This window comes from Capnocytophaga ochracea DSM 7271 (assembly GCF_000023285.1).
GTDB classification, from domain to species: domain Bacteria; phylum Bacteroidota; class Bacteroidia; order Flavobacteriales; family Flavobacteriaceae; genus Capnocytophaga; species Capnocytophaga ochracea.
In genome coordinates, this window is sequence record NC_013162.1 from 71,229 (window position 1) to 89,869 (window position 18,641).

Genomic DNA, 18,641 nt, shown 5'->3' on the forward strand with positions numbered 1-18,641 from the left:
CATTAACCATTAACCATTAACCGTTAATCATTAACCATTAATATCATTGTTTCACCACCTTAAACACCTTCCTACTGCCGTCAGAAAACGTAGCTACCAAAAAGTAATACCCCACCGACCAAGTCGATACATTGATGTGAAAAGGCTCATTCGCAGGAATTTGATCTGTCCTAAACATCATCTTGCCGTCTACCGAAAACACAACAAGTTGCGTCAGCACTCCATTTTCACTGTGATGCCAATATACCGCCAAGTTATCAGTTACAGGGTTAGGTGCTCCTTGCAGAGTAATTTTAGAAGAATTATCAGTCTCTGAAGATTTCAAAGCCTCAGGCAGTTCGTCAAAGAGCTCCTCATCGGTAGCGTCGTCTTTGCCGTTGAGGCACAAAAGTGCACTGCGCTGGTTACCCGCGCTGTCGTACTGAAAACAGTACTCTTTTTGAGCATAGATACTAAGGGTACCTAAAAAGAAGATAAGATACTTTAGCATTGTACAACAGGTTTTGGTTATATGACCGCAAAGGTCAGAAATATTTTTGAATAATGCAAGTTTTTTTACGTTTTTTTTCACTTTACATTCTAATAGTAACGTTCCCCCTAATATATTAATCCTTTTGGCTATCTCACCCCAAAAGATTCTCAACGTCTCTCCGAGCCTCTCCTAGAACTCCAAGCAAACCCACCCTCCCTTTTCCACATTTTCTAATTTCCACATTTTCTAATTTTCTCATTACTCCGCCCGTGCCAATCGCACCTAAAATCTTTATTCATAAAAAATACCCCTAAAAGTATCTAAACTTTTAGGGGTATTATATTCTTTTAATTAACATCTGCTCAATATAACAAATATTATTTTCTATTACCTGCCGTGCTACAGCGTTCTGAGGCACAACATCACCTCATTACATCAAACTTACATTAGTTTAATGGAATCTCGTGTCTAATTTGATATATTCTAAGAACTCCTTTCTTACCTCAGGGTCTTTGAATTTACCTCCAAACTCAGCAGTAACCGTACTGCTATCAATATCTTCTATACCGCGAGAGTTCACACATAGGTGTTTGGCATCTATAATACAAGCCACATCTTCGGTGCCGAGAGCGCGTTGCATCTCTTGTACTATTTGCATAGTAAGGCGTTCCTGCACTTGCGGACGTTTCGCATAGTACTCTACAATACGATTCATCTTCGAAAGCCCTAACACTTTACCGTTAGAAATATAGCCCACGTGAGCACGCCCTACAATAGGTAACAAGTGGTGTTCACAAGTGGAATACACCACGATATTCTTCTCTACCAACATCTCACCATAATGGTAAGAGTTCTCAAAAGTAGACATCGAAGGTTTGCGCTCTGGTAATAAGCCTCCAAAAATCTCTTTTACAAACATCTTAGCTACACGCTTGGGAGTGCCTTTCAAACTATCATCGGTTAAATCCATTCCCAAAGTATGTAAAATAGCACGTACGTGAGTTTCTATTTCTGCTATTTTTTCGGTTTCACTCATCTGAAAAGCATCTGCTCTGAGTGGTGTAACTGCCGAAGTTGCTATATGGTTATCTCCTAATATATCTTCTTCTTGATTTTTATTCATTGTTATTTATCTTATGAAAGTGCAAAAGTACTAATTATTACTCAAAGGTTAAAACTTTTTTGTGTTTTACATCTTGGTTGGTAATTGCCAAACGTATCACTTCTTCCATATCCGTTACATAATGAAAAGTAAGCCCTTTAAGGTATTCTTGCTTGATTTCCAAGATATCTTTCTCGTTGTCTTTGCACAAAATATATTCTTTAATACCTGCGCGTTTCCCTGCCAAAATCTTCTCTTTGAGTCCACCTACCGGTAGTACCTTTCCACGCAAAGTAATCTCTCCGGTCATTGCCAAGTGTTTTTTCACTCTCTTTTGAGTAAAGAGCGACATTAGTGAGGTAAGCATCGCAATACCCGCACTCGGACCATCTTTAGGGGTTGCCCCTTCGGGTACGTGTATATGCACATCGTAACTATCAAAGAGTTTCACATTGAGGTTATAGCGCTCAGCATTGGCTTTTAGGTATTCCAAAGCAATAGTAGCCGATTCTTTCATCACCTGACCTAAATTACCTGTGATATTAAGCACCCCCTTACCTTTCGATAAAGCAGATTCTATAAACAGAATATCTCCTCCTACACTCGTCCACGCCAATCCAGTAACTACGCCAGCTACCTCATTATCTTCGTATTTATCGCGTTCTAAGCGGGCAGGTCCCAATATTTTTTCTATGGTCTCTATGGTAAGTTTAGGGTCGTAGGCTTCTTCCATTGCTAAGTTTTTAGCTCCATAGCGTACTACTTTCGCTATTTCTTTTTCCAAAGCGCGTACTCCCGATTCGCGAGTATAACCTTCCACAATACGTTCTATTTCCTTTTTGCCTAATTGCAAGTCAGTAGTTTTCATACCGTGTTCTTTGAGTTGCTTAGGTAATAAGTGGCGTTTAGCTATCTCGGTCTTTTCCTCTATGGTATAACCCGTTACGTTGATAAGCTCCATACGGTCTAGCAAAGCAGGCTGTATGGTCGAAAGGTCGTTCGCAGTAGCGATGAACATCACCTTAGAAAGGTCGTAACCCATCTCGAGGAAGTTGTCGTAAAACTCTTTATTTTGCTCAGGGTCGAGCACTTCTAGCATAGCCGAAGAAGGATCGCCTTGGTAACTATTGTTTCCTAATTTATCTATCTCATCTAATACAAATACAGGGTTAGAAGTCTTAGCTTTTTTAAGCTGTTGCAAAATACGCCCCGGCATTGCCCCGATATAGGTTTTGCGGTGACCGCGTATCTCAGCCTCATCGTGCAAACCTCCTAACGACATACGCACGTACTCACGGCTCAAAGCTTTGGCAATAGAGCGTCCTAAGGAGGTCTTCCCTACCCCAGGAGGTCCATAAAAGCACAAGATAGGTGATTTCATATCATTACGGAGTTTAAGCACCGCCAAATACTCTATGATACGGCGTTTCACCTCTTCTAATCCGTAGTGTTCCTTATCGAGAATTTTCTGAGCGCGTTTTAGGTCAAAGTTGTCTTTAGAATACTCATTCCAAGGCAATTCCAATAATACTTCTAAGTAATTACGCTGAATGCCATAATCCGGACTATTAGGATTGGTACGTTGCAATTTGCTCAATTCCTTTTCAAAGAGCTCTTTTATCTTGTCGTCCCACTTCTTGGTTTTAGCTTTCTTTTTCAGCTCTTCCATCTCTTGCTCGTACGACACGCCTCCTAATTCTTCCTGAATAGTACGCATCTGCTGGTGCAAGAAGTATTCACGCTGTTGCTGATCGATATCAATACGCGTTTTCGACTGTACTTCGTTACGCAAGGTAAGGCGTTGCAAGTCGATATTCAAATATTTTAAGATAGCCGTAGCGCGCTCTTTTAGTTCGTCAATTTCCAATACGCCTTGCTTTTCCAAAACAGTAGCATTCATATTGGACGATATAAAGTTAATCAGGAACGATGTGCTCTCTATATTCCTAATAGCAAAAGCCGCTTCCGAAGGGATATTCGGATTTTCTTGTACAATCTTGATAGAGAGGTCTTTCACAGCTTCAATAGTCGCTTCAAACTCCTTATCGTTCGCATCGGGTTTCACATCTGGCATCTCTTTTATCATCGCTTTGATGTACGGCTTTTCTTCTACAATACTCTCTATCTCGAAGCGCTTTTTACCCTGAATGATAATAGTTACATTGCCGTCGGGCATTTTCAATACTCTGAGAATACGGGCTACCGTACCAAAACGAAAGAGGTCTTTGCCCTCAGGTATTTCGGTCTTCTCGTCTAATTGAGCTACAACACCAATAGTCTTAGTAGTAGCATATGCCTCGTTGATAAGGTGAATAGACGCATCTCTCCCCGCACTGATAGGCACTACTACTCCTGGAAATAGCACAGTGTTTTTCAAGGGAAGAATAGGTAACACGTGTGGTATGCGTTCGCGTTCTATCTCTTCTTCATCTTCCAAAGTAAGAAGCGGAATAAACTCTGTATCTTCGTCTATATGTTCAGCCAAAAGGCTGTCAAAATTTCCTATATTCATATTTAGATCGTTACTATATGCCATTTTGTCAGTAGTCACTTGTCTATATAAATATTCTCATTATATCTATACAGTTTAAAATCAATTTCTTATATACTACAAAATGTACATTGCTTCCTATATATTACAATAGGTGTGCCATAAAAATTACCTCCTTCTTACTTTCTTCTTTACTCCGTCTTTACCGTCATACTCCCCCCTATTGCCTATGACCTAAGGTCTAGTGCCTTTTCCCTTTCTTTCGCCTCGAAACCCCGTTTTTGCCATTTTTAGCCTTGTTGTATTATATTATGAGTCAATTACTTATACACTCTTTCTATACCAATCGTCCAAGATTCGTATAAGCTTCCTATAAGCTCTCTATAAGCTAACCCCACCTCTCTTACAGCCTTTTTTCACCAAAATTCTTCTCAGCTCCCTTCCGTTCTTCTCCGTTTCCTTCCGAATACTCCTAACCGTCCCAACACATCGCTTTTTCATCTCAAACTTTGGCAAAGTTGAATAAACTGATAATATTTCCTCTTTTCCAAATTTTCCAATTCTCTCATTTTCGAATTCTCTAATTACCCCCGCCTGTACGGCTCGTACTACCCTACTTCATCATAAAACTCCTCTCTAAGTTTTCACGATGGTTAGGGTGCGCTATTGCAATCAATGCCTTAGCCCTTTCACATAAATTCTTGCCAAAAAGCTCAGCCACACCATATTCAGTAACGATATACTGCACGTGAGCACGAGTGGTTACCACACCTGCCCCTTGTTTAAGAAAAGGCACAATCTTGCTCTCTCCTTTGTTTGTGGTCGAAGGAAACGCAATGATTGATTTACCTCCTTCACTAAGCATTGCACCTCTTACAAAGTCTATCTGTCCACCAAATCCTGAATAAATAGCCGTTCCAATAGAATCAGCACACACCTGCCCTGTAAGATCCACCTCTATTGCCGAATTGATAGATATCATTTTCGGGTTCTGACGTATCACCGACACCTCATTAGTGTACGAAGCTTCAGCTATTTCCACTGATGGATTTTTGTCAATAAAATCATATAACTCTTGTGTTCCCATCACAAACGAAGCTATAATCTTGCCTTTGTCTATCTTCTTTTCATAACCATTAATCACACCCTTTTTCACCAAATCAAGCACTCCTTCTGTGAGCAGTTCTGTATGAATACCTAAGTTTTTTAGGTGTCCCATCTCTCCCAAAGTAGCATTAGGAATGTTACCAATTCCTAATTGCAATGTACTACCGTCCTCAATAAGAGGTATAATATGTCGGGCTATTTGTTTTTCAATAGTATCAGGTTCTGTAAGATGCAATGAGAAGATAGGAGCATCGTGTTCTACTAAGAAGTCTATTTCATCAATATGTAGAAGAGCATCACCGTAAGTACGAGGCATTTGCTTGTTTACTTTTGCAATCACATATTTTGCATTGCGTATCGCCGATTTACAAGCCTCTACACTCACGCCCATAGAACAAAAACCAAACTTATCAGGAGGCGATACTTGTATAAGCACTACATCTACTTTAACGTGCTTCCTATCAAATAATAAAGGCATATCACTTAAAAAAATAGGGGTATAAGAACCATTCCCATTTTTCATAATATCTCGCACATTCCTCGATAGAAAAAAAGAATTTACATAAAAACTATCCTTGTATTTAGGGTCAGCATAAGGAGCGTCTCCCTCAATGTGAATGTGCCCTATACTTACATTGCGTAGTTCTGATGCACGCTCTACAAGAGCATCTACAAGTATTTCAGGTACAGCAGCGCCTCCGTGAATATAAACAAAGTCACCACTCTTTACAACCTTTAAGGCTTCTTGAGCAGTCGTAATTTTTGCCATTTAAAATAATATTAGTTAATAGCTCAAAAGTACTACATTAAATCCAATTGGCAAAATAATTAGTAATATAATTTTTTTTAGTACCTTTGTCCCCAATTTTAAAAACGAAGTATTATGTATCCACCTGAATTGGTAAAACCAATGATAGAAGAACTAACAGCGGTTGGTTTTGAAGAATTAAAAACAGCTGAGGCTGTAAGAGAAGCACTGAAAAGAGCAGGTACTACCCTCGTGGTAGTAAACTCTGTATGCGGTTGTGCTGCCCGTAATGCGCGCCCTGCAGTAATCTACAGCTTGCAAAACGCTAAGAAACCCGACCATCTTACCACTGTTTTTGCTGGGGTCGATAGAGAGGCTACTGAAGAAGCTCGTAACTTTATGCTTCCTTTTCCTCCCTCCTCTCCTAGTATAGCTCTGTTTAAAGATGGTGAATTAGTGCATATGTTGGAACGCCATCACATCGAAGGTAGAATGGCTGAAGCTATCGCTGAAAATCTCCAACAAGCCTATAATGAATTTTGTTAATCAATTTTCATTTCTAAAAAATCCTTTTGTGATATCTTTGGTATCACAAAAGGATTTTTTAATACTGATTAGGAATACGCTCTGCCCCTTCAATAATAAAGTCGGTTAAGCGTTGTAAGTAGATATTAATTTGCGGGTCAGTTACATTAAACAGCAATACAATTACCAGTTGCTCATTTGGGTATACTGATAGCCAACCGTAACCTCCCACTCCCATTCCTGTGTGACCAAAATAATCACGCCCATTCCAGTCTCGCTGGTTTTGCCAACATATACCATAACTCACTTCAGTATCATCAAAAGTACATTGCTTTTTTAGCATCTCGTTTTCTATAGGCTGAGAAAGAAAATTATGGCGCTCTATAGCAATTCCCATTTTAGCAATATCGTTAGAAGTAGAAAGAAAGCCTCCTCCTGCCAGCTTAAAGTAGTTATTCACATCAGGAGCTTTGGTGAGTCCTCCTTTTTTAGACCTTGAATAAGGTGTAGCCTCATCTTTAATTATTTTCCCTCTATCAGGGAAAGTGCGCCACATATTCAAAGGCTTAAACACTTCCTCTTTAGCCACATTCTCAAACTTCTCATTCAAACACTTTTCTATAGCCAATGAAATCAAATTTATACCGTAGCTACTATACAAAAACTTTGTTCCTGGTGCCGACTGTAATATGTCATCTTTAAATAAATTCACTCCCTGTTCAATACTGTAAGCTTTATTTAAAGTATATTCATTAGCCCTATAAGTGCGTATGCCTGCTAAGTGTCCTGCAAGTTGTTTCACAGTAAAATCAAAAGGCTTTTGCGGGTAATCAGGTATATATTCATAGATTGAAGTATTCCAGTCAAACTTCTTTTGTTCTTGCAGTCTAGCCAGTACCATTCCTGTAATAGCTTTCGACATACTCGCTACCCTAAATAGCGTATTCTTAGGGTCAATAGTTGTCTTTTGGGTAATATCAGCATATCCATAACCTCTTTGCCATATTATTTTTCCTTGTTTGGCTACAGTTACAGAGGCTCCTGGTATAATTTGTTCTTGTATTAGGTATTGTAATATTTTTTCAGCTTCAGTACGTGCATCGTCAAACGAAATTACTTCAGAAGGGTTTCTTTTAAACACATCTACATCTTGAAGCTTCTTTTGTGCAAATAATGAATTAAAAAATGAAATAATAGTGCTAAACAAAACAATAAGTATTAGTTTTTTCATAAATTATTAACAAATGCTATTTTTTCATTATTTCAGCTACCTTTTCCCCTATTTTAGCAGGCGAATCTACTACGTGAACACCACATTCACGTAAAATACGTTTTTTAGCTTCAGCAGTATCATCAGCACCTCCTACTATAGCCCCGGCGTGTCCCATTGTTCTTCCTTTAGGAGCTGTTTCACCTGCTATAAAACTAACCACAGGCTTTTTATTGCCATTGGCTTTTATCCATCGGGCTGCTTCTGGCTCTAACTGTCCACCTATTTCACCTATCATCACAATACAATGAGTTTCTGGGTCATTCATCAATAATTCTACAGCCTCCTTAGTAGTAGTACCAATAATAGGGTCTCCTCCAATACCAATAGCTGTGGTAATCCCTAATCCTTGTCTTACAATTTGGTCAGCTGCCTCATAGGTAAGTGTCCCTGATTTTGAAACTATCCCCACGTGTCCTTTCTTAAAGATAAAACCTGGCATAATGCCTACTTTTGCCTCTTCAGGCGTAATCACTCCTGGACAGTTAGGACCTACCAAGCGGCAATCTCTATTCTTTATGTAGGCTGCTACTTTCACCATATCAGCTACCGGAATCCCTTCTGTAATAGTGATAATTACTTTTATCCCTGCATCAGCAGCTTCCATAATAGCATCAGCTGCAAAAGCGGGTGGCACAAAAATAATAGATACATCAGCTCCTGTTGCTTTCACAGCATCGGCTACCGTATTAAACACTGGCTTTCCTAAATGTGTTTGACCTCCTTTATTAGGGGTAATTCCTCCTACCACATTAGTGCCGTATGCAATCATTTGTTCAGCGTGAAAAGTACCTTCGCTTCCTGTGAAACCTTGTACTATTACTTTTGAATTCTTATTAACTAATACACTCATTGCAATTATTTTTTTTGTTTTCTTATAGCAAAGATAAATAAGATTTCTATACTTTCAAAATCTTTCGTAAAGAAATCGATTATTATTTTACGTTCTTCTTTTTATCATATTAATTATCAATCTATTGCAGTGTTACCTTTTTCATCTATTCTCATAACAAAAAAGGGCTACCCACATAGGTAACCCTTTTGTAATATGCTGTCCCCAACACTCGTTATGCGAGCATTGTTACAGGATTCTCAATATAAGCTTTGAGTGTTTGTAAGAATTGAGCTCCAGTAGCCCCGTCGATAGTACGGTGGTCGCAAGCAAGAGTTACTTGCATAGTGTGACCTACTACTATTTGTCCGTTTTTCACTACAGGTTTCTCAACAATAGCTCCTACTGAAAGAATAGCAGAGTTAGGCTGATTGATGATAGAAGTAAATACATCTACCCCAAACATACCCAAGTTAGACACAGTGAAAGTACTTCCTTCCATTTCGGCAGGAGTAAGTTTCTTGTTGCGTGCCTTACCAGCCAAGTCTTTTACCAAGGCGCCTATTTGAGTAAGCGTTAAAGTATCCGTAAACTTGATAACAGGTACTACCAAGCCATCTTCAATAGCCACAGCCACCCCTACATTCACGTGCTTGTTGTAAAGGGTGGTATCGCCTTTCCAAGAAGTATTTACTTGAGGGTGTTTTTTAAGTGCCATTGCGCAGGCTTTCACTACCATATCGTTGAAAGATATTTTGGTGTCTGGCAAATTGTTGATTTGAGCGCGAGATTCCATCGCGTTATCCATATCAATTTCTATTGCCAAATAGTAGTGAGGTGCAGTAAATTTAGATTCTGCCAAACGTTTCGCAATCGTTTTGCGCATTTGTGAGTTTTTCACCTCTTCAGTTACTTCCACTCCCACAGGAATTACAGTTGGGATAGCTGCGCTAGCGGTTGCAGGTGTAGCCGTAGTAGCCGTAGCAACCTTAGCACTTGGTGTAAAGTTTTCTACGTCTTTCTTCACAATACGTCCATTTTCACCTGTTCCTTTCACCTCAGTAAGGTTAATACCTTTATCTTGTGCTATTTTCTTAGCCAAAGGAGAAGCAAATACGCGGTCGTTTGCATTAGCTACCGAAGTAGTAGCTGATGTGGCTGTTTCAGCCGGTTTGCTTTCAGCCTTAGGAGTTGAAGGAGCCGAAGTTGAAGCTCCGCCAGCTTTCACGGCTGCCAAAACTGCGTTCACATCAGTACCCGCAGGGCCTATAATCGCCAATAATGAATCTACTGCTGCGCTTTCTCCTTCTTTTAAACCTATATACAATAAAGTACCTGAGTAAAATGATTCAAACTCCATTGTAGCCTTATCGGTTTCAATTTCAGCTAAGATATCACCTTCTTTTACAGTATCACCTACCTTTTTGAGCCAAGAAGCCACAGTACCTTCCGTCATTGTATCACTGAGTCGAGGCATTGTTACCACTTCTACTCCTGCTGGTATAGTAGCACCAGCAACAGGAGCCGTAGTTACCTCAGCAACAGGTTTAGCTTCTTCAGCTTTAGGAGCCGATGCTTGAGCTCCTCCAGCTATAAGTGCCGAAATATCTTCACCCTCTTTACCTATGATAGCCAATAAGGTATCTACTTTAGCACTTTCTCCTTCTTTTAAACCTATATACAATAAGGTTCCTGTATGGAATGATTCAAATTCCATTGTAGCTTTATCCGTCTCGATTTCTGCTAAGATATCGCCTTCATTTACTTTATCGCCTACTTTTTTAAGCCACTTTGCTACAACACCCTCTTCCATAGTGTCGCTCAAGCGTGGCATAGTAATAATTTCTGCCATTTATGTTGTTATATTTAATTAGTGTTTCCTTTTTTATTATAATCTACTGGGCAAGAAAGGGTAATTTTCTTGGTCGTAAACCACATCATACATAATATGTGTTTCTGGATAAGGTGATTCTTCTGCAAATTTCTCACACTCAGCCACACGTTCTTTCACACGTTCGTCGATAGCTTCTAACTCAGCATCGGTAGCATATTTCTTCTCTTTGATAACCGCAAGTACATTGGTGATTGGGTCTTGTTTTTTGTACTCTTCCACCTCTTCTTTAGTACGGTAGTGTTGCGCATCCGACATTGAGTGTCCACGATAACGATAAGTACGAATGTCAAGCAAAGTTGGTCCTTCTCCACGGCGAGCGCGTTCTACTGCTTCATACACCGCTTCGGCTACTGTTTCAGGGTGCATACCATCTACGGGTTGGCAAGGCATTTGGTAACCCAACCCGAGTTTCCAAATATCCACGTGGTTAGCAGTTCTTTCTACCGATGTACCCATTGCGTAGTGATTGTTTTCTACAATAAAAACCACAGGCAATTTCCACAACATAGCCATATTCATTGTTTCGTGAAAAGCTCCTTGGCGCACCGCACCATCACCCATAAAGGTAAGTGTAACCGCCTCTCTATTGAAGTACTTATCGGCAAAAGCCAAACCAGCACCCAATGCAATCTGTCCTCCTACGATACCGTGACCACCATAGAAGTGGTGTTCTTTCGAAAAGATGTGCATAGAGCCTCCTAATCCAAGAGAAGTACCTGTACCTTTACCGTACAATTCAGCCATAATACGTTTAGGGTCTACGCCCAAACCTATGGGATGTACGTGGCAACGGTAAGAAGTAATCATTTTGTCTTTGGTAGGGTCAATAGCGTGCAAACAACCTGCAGCCACCGCTTCTTGACCGTTGTATAGGTGCAAGAACCCCCTTACTTTTTGTTGAATATAAACTGCAGCGAGTTTATCTTCAAATTTCCTCCAAAAAAGCATATCCTCGTACCATTTTAGGTACACTTCTTTATCAAATTTTTTCATTGGTTTTTTGATGTATATAAAAGTCTATTAGTATTCTTACAATAGTATATTTTCTATTATGTTCCGCTATGAGTCCCTCTTAAATTGACTCTTCCTTCGTCTTTTCTTTATCTGCCCGTGCGGCTCGCACCGTCTTTTGTTCGTCTTTTGTTCGTCTTTTGTTCGTCTTTTGTTCGTCTTTTGTTCGTCTTTTCTTTATCTGCCTGTGTGGCTCGCACCGTCATTTGTCCGTCTTAGCTTCAAATAGCCTTCGATTTTCAACCTTATTCCCTTCTTATAAAAACTTTTTACACTTCATTTCTCATTTGCTAATTCTCAAATTTGCTAATTTGCTAATTACGACTGCCTGTGTGGCTCGCACCGTCATTAACTTGGTATTATTGGCATTTTTGGCATTATGGTATTAAACTTTTCAGCTTTTACCTATTAGCTTTCTGAGCAGTTTTAAATCACTTTCCAAAAATATTTGCAAAGGTGCAAAAAAAATATCACCTAACCAAAAAATATTCAAAAAAAATTTTATACCTTTGTCCCATTAATTCAAATTTTAAATGTAATGAAGATAAAATTAACTTCCGCACTTTTGTTATTGATAACGATTATTTCGTGTAAATCAACTACAAACAATCAAGGAGAGAGTACTGCTAATTATGAGGTAATTCCACTACCCGAAATGATTACCACTCCCCAAGCTGATGCCGATAAACCTTTCGTGCTTACGGCTGATACCAAAATCACCTATCCAGAAGGTGATGCTTCTTTACAGCAGTACGCTGGATTCTTGCAAGAGTATATCAAAAAACAAGCAGGAATTGAAGTGAATATCACTCCTAACCAAAACAATGAGACCAACACTATTGCCTTGTTGCAAAATTACCAAAACAACAACAAAGAGGCTTACCAAGTAGTGGTGAATGCCAAGAACATTACTGTAAATGGAGCTTCTAAAGCGGGTACTTTCTATGGAGTACAACTCTTGAGAAAATCCATTCCGGTACAAAAAGTAGGCAAAGTCATCTTCCCTGCCAAAGAAATAACCGATAAACCCTATTTCGCTTATCGTGGTGCACATTTAGATAGTGCCCGTCACTTTTTTAATGCCGACTCTGTGCGCATTTATATCGATATGTTAGCACTCCACAATATCAATAAATTCCATTGGCATCTCACCGATGATCAAGGTTGGCGTTTTGAATCTAAAAAATACCCCGAACTTACTGTGGTAGGAAGCACTCGTAGCCAAACTATGGTAAACAAACAGTGGGACACCTTCGATGGTAAACCTCACGGAGGCTTCTATACTCAGCAAGAAATGAAAGACATTGTAAAATATGCCGCCGACCGCAATATTACCGTTATTCCTGAGATAGACCTCCCAGGACATATGGTTGCTGCTTTGGCTACTTATCCACAATTAGGCTGTACAGGAGGCCCTTATAAAGTAAGAGAAACTTGGGGCATAGCCGAAGATGTACTTTGTGCTGGCAACCCCGAAACTTATGATTTCATTAAAAATATATTAGAAGAAGTAACTGAAGTATTCCCTTCAGAATATATCCATATAGGAGGTGACGAATGTCCTAAAGATAGCTGGAAGAAATGCCCTAAATGCCAAGCTAAGATAAAAGAGTTAGGTATTAAAGGTGATGCTAAACACACAGCCGAAGAATACTTACAAAGTCACATAATTACATTCGCTGAAGATGTATTAGCTAAAAAAGGTCGCAAAATCATTGGTTGGGACGAAATCCTTGAAGGAGGTTTAGCTCCTAATGCTACTGTAATGTCTTGGAGAGGTATCGGGGGCGCTATAGAAGCAGCCAAGTCTAACCACGATGCTATTATGACCCCTGTTTCTTATTGCTACTTCGACTATTATCAAACAGATAAAACCGATAAAGAACCTCTTGCTATTGGTGGTTATGTACCGGTAGAACGTGTTTACTCTTTCAATCCTTACCCCGATGCGCTTAATAAAGAACAACAAAAACACATCTTAGGAGTACAAGCCAATGTTTGGACAGAGTATATCAAGACTTTCAAACACGTACAATATATGGTATTGCCTCGTTTTGCAGCCTTAGCCGAAGTACAATGGGAAGACCCTGCAAAACCTAAAGACTACAATCAGTTTTTACAACGCTTAATGCGCTTACTTCCTATCTACCAGTTAGAAGGTTATAACTATGCTAAACACATATTCGATCTTCGTGCCGAAGTAAAACCTGAGGTAGGTGATATACAAGTAACACTCTCTTGTTTACAAGACACACCTATCTATTACACTACCGATGGGAGTGAACCTACTAAGAGTTCTAACGTGTATAAAGAACCTTTAAAACTCACTCAAGATACACATCTAAAAGCTAAAGTATTCGGTCAGGAAACCGAAAGTAGCTTCGAACAACAGTTCCTTTTCAACAAAGCAACCGTACGCCCTATTGAGTTCCTCAGTAAACCTAGTTACAACTATACTTTTGGGGGCGCTATTACCTTAGTTGATGGTAGAAAAGGGGGTACTAATTCACGCTCTGGAGAATGGTTAGGTTTTAGTGAAGCACCTTGTGAAGTGGTGATTACCCTAAAAGAAAATACTCCTGTAAAAGAAGTGCGCTTCAATGCTCTTATTGAAACAGGTGATTGGATTTACCCTCCAACCAGCTTTGAAGTATCGGGGTCTAAGGACGGTAAAAGTTATGATTTACTCGCTAAAGAAAACTATGCGCTTCCTAAGGAACCTCTCAAAGAAATAAAAACTTACTCTCTTTCTTTCCCTGAAAAAGAAGTAACCTATCTAAAAGTGAAGATAAATGGAGTAAACAAAATTCCTTCTTTCCATCAAGGAGCAGCTGGTAAACCTGGTTTCCTCTTCATCGATGAAATTCAAGTATTGTAATGGGCTTACATAACAATAAACAAAAAGCTATCTAATAGTTCTTATTAGATAGCTTTTTTATATCTCAATATGAGGGTATTTCTTTTTAAAAACCTCTATTTTCTGTCGTAATTGTATTTGAAACTGCCGATAACTCTCTGTTTTAGGGTTAAACGGACGATGTTGCAACCCTTTCTGTATGGCATCTACTTGTTTCATATCTGCCTGAGTAGCCTTATCTATATAGGTTTCTACTAAGCGTTCCCAAATATAGTCTATGGCTATTTCCGATGGGTGTACCATATCATTAGCGTAAAAGCGGTAATCGCGAAGTTCATCTAAAAGCAATTCATAGGCTGGAAAATAAGTGCACTCCTCTGATGAAAGTACCGAATAAAGTGCTACCAGCAAATGTGCTTTGCTCACTTGGTTTTCTAAAAAACCATCTTTCAAGTGTCGTACAGGCGAAATAGTGAAAACACATTGCAAGTCCTTATTCACCTTCTTCAACAGTGCTATAATATGGGTAAGGCTCTCCCCTATCTCTTCTACTGATAATAGTCGTTTTGAGAAGTGTTGTTGAGGCACTTTATGACAATTTGCCACTATCTTATCAGTACTGTTATAGATGTATACCCAAGCTGTACCAAGAGTGATAAAACAGAAATCGGCTTTTTGTAGTGCGTTATAAAGTGCTGTTTGTTGTATATTGGCAAGATGAACAGCTTCCTCTAAATTCGGTTTGCTCATATCCGAATGAAAGTCGAAACTGTGCCAAAGTTCATTGTGCAAAAAGAAATCTTCAGCCTCATAAGGAGTGTGTTCTATTGCTCTGTTAAGCACATTTTCAATAGCTAAGGGGTGAAAGAGTATCCCAAAAGGGTTTACCGTAACAGGAATTTTATAATAACTAAACTTTTGTGCCATATTCACAGCAAAGCAAGAACCTATACTCAGTATCTGCGAGTGATAAGTAATGCTTTTAGTAGTCTTGGGTATAGGCACAATAGTTCTAAATTCCATAACGATAAAATAATTAAACGTTACTCCTTTCTAAATCCAACAGAAATTGCTTCCTCTCAATTCCACTAGCATAGCCTGTAAGTGTCCCGTCTGAACCTATAACACGATGACAAGGAATAACGATTGAAATACGGTTTTTCCCATTGGCATTAGCAACAGCTCTCACGCCTTTGGGATTCCCCACAGCCGTAGCCTGTTCTTTATACGAACGCACTTCCCCATACGGAATAGTTTGTAACACTTTCCATACTTCCTCTTGAAAAGAAGTCCCCACCAAAGCCAGCGGTAAACTAAACTCTTTACGCTCTTTGGCAAAGTACTCTCTCAATTGTTTCTCCAACTCCGATAACAACAAACTATCCTCATCTACTTGTGTTGCCCCGTAATGCTTTACGAGTATTTCTTGGTCTTTAAGCCAGTTTTTACTATCAACAAAGTCAAGCATACAAATTGCCTCATCAGTAGCTATGGCAAGCATCTCACCTATGGGGGTGTTAATTCTCTTTTTGTATAGTTTCACCATTTTGTTCTTCTTCATTGATAGCTTCTGTGTTATTAGGGTCGTATTCCGTTTCTTCTAAATCTTTGGACTTTTTGCCTAAACCTATTTTAGGGTTTTCTTGTGTTCCCGTTACTTTTATAGGAATTCCAATAATCCCCAAGGGTGGTAAGCCCAAACGCATCTTAAAGTTCAATCTACCGTCAAAGCTACTCTGCCCTTCTATACGTGGTCTAAACCCTGAAACCTTAAACTTAAACCGCTCTACCGTGATAAGATTGTTCTTTATACTACTCTTGATGTCAATAGTCGAAAGATTAGCATCTCTCAGTCCGTCTGTACCAGTTCTATCACTGATAACATTAAAAAGCTTAAACCCTTTTAGTTGCACGTTCTTCACCGATAGCACTCCTCCTCCTTTTATTGAAGGATAAATAGGTAACATCTCATCATTCAGCTTCCCTTCTACGGCGTAATCCAATGAAATAATACCTTTGGCATCTTTTGCCATTGCCACCATTTCTCTGAACATCTTCACTTCTTTGTAGGCTCTTTGCACGTCAAAGTCTTTGGCTTTAATCTTAAAACTAAAATTAGCGCGTTTAGGTGTTTCATCTGCGTATTTAGCATTTATTTGTGTAGAAACTCCTATAATATTAAAACTCACGTTTTGTAAAGCTAAGGTTCCTCTATTAAGCTGAGTATTACCTCTCAAATTATGAATAGTAAGCCCTTGTAAAGCTACATTTTTAAGATTGGTATTTAAATTAAAGTTAAAAAGTTTAGGTACAATCACCACTCCCTTTTCAGTTGGAGTATCATTGGTAACCGTTGCTTCCTTCGCTTCTTTTGTCTCTTGAGCAGGGGCGGAAGTATACATAAACTCATCTACATCAAGATAGTTAGAGCTTACCGTAAAGTTTCCTTTCAGCACTTGGTTGTTTGATAGGAAGAAGTTAATAGCGTTGCTCATCCGTCCGTTCATCAAAAAGTCCGATTTCCCATAGGTAGCACGGAAGTCAGTAAAGTGCATATTGTCTTGATTGAAGTGAAAGACCCCTTGCTGAATGATAAACGGTTTAGGCAAGTATTCTGTAGTAGTTTTGATATTACGCAGTTCTATCACTCCCTTATTGTGCAAAAGATGATAACGCCCATTAGTGGCATCGCTCTGAGTGCCTTGTAAGGTAAGGTCGGCTTTGGCATAACCTTCTAATTCCAAGCCTTTTTGTGAGAATACTTTATAAATTTTGGCTATGTCTAACTCTCCTTTGGCTTGTATATCATATCGGATATCGTCGAAATTCTCCATCGATAAATTCACCGTAAAAGGCTTTCCTTCAAACAAGAACGTCGCAGGAGACACATTTACTGCCAAAGTTTTCATCGAGCCATCAGTGTTCTCAATATTCCCTTTGAAGTGAATATCAGTAACCGGATTAGGGTAGTAAGGCGTCTTTACATAACCATCGGAGAACTCCAAAAGCCCTTTCGTGATAGGGAACAATCGTTGTTCAGGAGCATAAGTACCCTTACTCTTCACGTTTGCCAAGAGCATTCCTTTCAGTTGGAAGTCCTTCATATCCATCAAGTGCATCACATTCTCCACATTGATGTTTGCTCTCATTTTAGCATCAATTACAGGAGGCTTTATCCCATCAAGACTTACAATACCCGAGAAATACTCCTTACCTATATCAAAGTAAACCGAATCGAGCTTTACTGCCACTTTATCTACGTTTAGCGAAGGCAATCTCGTTTCTATGTTCAAGTACACATTCTCAGCCGGAGCTGGTACTCGCTTATAGCCTACATAACCATCTCTTACCTTCATTTTTAGATAAATATCGGGACTTAAATTCTGTGAGGCTATATATTGCCCTTTCATCGAAAAGAACACATCGGTCTTTCCTTTAAGAGTGGCTTTCTTATGCCATTGTGTAAATTGGGGAGGCAAGGCGGTAAAGAAGTCATCAAGGTTGCTATCCTTAGATTGTATTTCTAAGTCAATATCATACCCATTGTTTAAAAAGTTTAGCTTCCCTTTAAAATCCACAGGCAATCGGTTTATCTTTAAGTTGTTTTGCTGAAAGATAAAAGCCAATGAATTTGTATTAATCTGGGTAATTAGCTCTGCGCTTACGTGTTTGTTCTTAAAGTAGGTTTCCCCTGCAAAAAGAAAATCCAATGATTGTATTTCTGCTTTGGTACGCAAATCGAAGATAGAAGCCTCTAAGCCTCCTTTTCCTAAGTAATTAAAACCATTGGCTTGAAGGTAAATCTCTGTCGATTTATCATCGTATATCAGTCGGGTATTTCTCAGCTCAATACGCTGTAAATTCACCCGTGTATCATCACTCTCCGAGGTACTTTCTTCTCCCGACGATTTGTAAACGTTATAATTAGCCTCGCCTTGTTTGTTTACTTTTATATGCACAAAAGCATTTTTAAGGTATATCTCCTCTATGTCTATCTTCTTAGAGAACAACAAATCCTTTACGTCTATCCCCAAAGAAATTTGCTTTACTGCCACAAGCGTATCATTCTCATAGGGTTTAGAGCCCTTCATCAAGAAGTTATCAAGGTTAAGCGTAAGCGATGGGAAATGGGTAAAGAAAGATAACTTAGCTTTAGAAAAGTTGATTTCTCCGTTCAGATTATCATTGGCAAGCTTCTTAACTTTCTCAGTTACGTATTCAGGGTACACCATTGGAAAAATGATAATGAATGCCAATAGCAATGCTATCAGCACACCCAATATCTTTAAACTTTTGAGGATATACTTCTTCATCAAAACAATAAAAGCCTAA

General features: G+C 39.1%; 13 protein-coding genes. 2 read left to right on the forward strand and 11 right to left on the reverse strand.

From position 1 onward, the window contains the following. Positions 1–43 precede the first annotated feature (43 nt). The 4 genes from COCH_RS00290 to COCH_RS00305 form a co-directional block, all read right to left on the reverse strand. Positions 44–490, reverse strand: a complete 447-nt coding sequence (locus tag COCH_RS00290; RefSeq protein WP_012796858.1) for a T9SS type A sorting domain-containing protein — start codon at positions 488–490, stop codon at positions 44–46. A gap of 433 nt (positions 491–923) precedes the next feature. Further along, positions 924–1,595 carry a GTP cyclohydrolase I FolE gene (gene folE / locus COCH_RS00295; protein ID WP_012796859.1) on the reverse strand — a complete coding sequence of 224 codons (672 nt, stop codon included), beginning with the start codon at positions 1,593–1,595 and terminating at the stop codon, positions 924–926. 37 nt (positions 1,596–1,632) lie between these two features. Further along, on the reverse strand, positions 1,633–4,086 hold the full coding sequence (gene lon, locus COCH_RS00300) for an endopeptidase La (protein WP_049756999.1): 2,454 nt from the start codon (positions 4,084–4,086) through the stop codon (positions 1,633–1,635). A gap of 592 nt (positions 4,087–4,678) precedes the next feature. Then, entirely contained in the window at positions 4,679–5,941 is a 1,263-nt protein-coding gene (locus tag COCH_RS00305) for an acetyl-CoA hydrolase/transferase family protein (protein ID WP_012796861.1), read from the reverse strand. A gap of 114 nt (positions 5,942–6,055) precedes the next feature. Between COCH_RS00305 and COCH_RS00310 the strand changes: the two genes are divergently transcribed. Further along, positions 6,056–6,466, forward strand: a complete 411-nt coding sequence (locus COCH_RS00310; RefSeq protein WP_009410210.1) for a BrxA/BrxB family bacilliredoxin — start codon at positions 6,056–6,058, stop codon at positions 6,464–6,466. 58 nt (positions 6,467–6,524) lie between these two features. Here the strand turns inward: COCH_RS00310 and COCH_RS00315 are convergent, their stop codons facing one another. From COCH_RS00315 to pdhA, 4 genes are all read right to left on the reverse strand, one after another. Further along, the gene (locus COCH_RS00315) at positions 6,525–7,676 is read right to left on the reverse strand and encodes a serine hydrolase domain-containing protein (RefSeq protein ID WP_012796862.1); all 1,152 of its coding nucleotides are present in this window, start codon (positions 7,674–7,676) and stop codon (positions 6,525–6,527) included. A 16-nt stretch (positions 7,677–7,692) separates the two neighbouring features. Continuing rightward, complete coding sequence (gene sucD, locus COCH_RS00320; protein WP_002672787.1) at positions 7,693–8,568, reverse strand: succinate--CoA ligase subunit alpha; 876 nt, start codon at positions 8,566–8,568, stop codon at positions 7,693–7,695. Between the two features lie 214 nt (positions 8,569–8,782). Continuing rightward, positions 8,783–10,399 (reverse strand): pyruvate dehydrogenase complex dihydrolipoamide acetyltransferase, encoded by a 1,617-nt coding sequence (locus COCH_RS00325; protein WP_012796863.1) that lies wholly within the window; start codon positions 10,397–10,399, stop codon positions 8,783–8,785. A 36-nt stretch (positions 10,400–10,435) separates the two neighbouring features. Further along, positions 10,436–11,434, reverse strand: a complete 999-nt coding sequence (gene pdhA, locus COCH_RS00330) for a pyruvate dehydrogenase (acetyl-transferring) E1 component subunit alpha (protein WP_012796864.1) — start codon at positions 11,432–11,434, stop codon at positions 10,436–10,438. Positions 11,435–11,990: 556 nt separating this feature from the next. Between pdhA and COCH_RS00335 the strand changes: the two genes are divergently transcribed. Next, positions 11,991–14,330, forward strand: coding sequence for a beta-N-acetylhexosaminidase (locus tag COCH_RS00335; protein WP_012796865.1), 2,340 nt, complete (start codon positions 11,991–11,993; stop codon positions 14,328–14,330). A gap of 57 nt (positions 14,331–14,387) precedes the next feature. On the opposite strand, the gene COCH_RS00340 is transcribed toward COCH_RS00335, so the two are convergent. Genes COCH_RS00340 through COCH_RS00350 form a run of 3 tightly spaced genes read right to left on the reverse strand, consistent with a single transcriptional unit; the run spans position 14,388 to position 18,622 of the window. Continuing rightward, complete coding sequence (locus tag COCH_RS00340; protein WP_012796866.1) at positions 14,388–15,332, reverse strand: GSCFA domain-containing protein; 945 nt, start codon at positions 15,330–15,332, stop codon at positions 14,388–14,390. 13 nt (positions 15,333–15,345) lie between these two features. Then, positions 15,346–15,870: a methylated-DNA--[protein]-cysteine S-methyltransferase gene (locus COCH_RS00345; protein ID WP_002672798.1), complete on the reverse strand. Its 525-nt coding sequence runs from the start codon at positions 15,868–15,870 to the stop codon at positions 15,346–15,348. Next, the gene (locus COCH_RS00350; RefSeq protein WP_012796867.1) at positions 15,827–18,622 is read right to left on the reverse strand and encodes an AsmA family protein; all 2,796 of its coding nucleotides are present in this window, start codon (positions 18,620–18,622) and stop codon (positions 15,827–15,829) included. The genes COCH_RS00345 and COCH_RS00350 overlap by 44 nt, the downstream gene beginning before the upstream one ends. Positions 18,623–18,641: the final 19 nt, after the last annotated feature.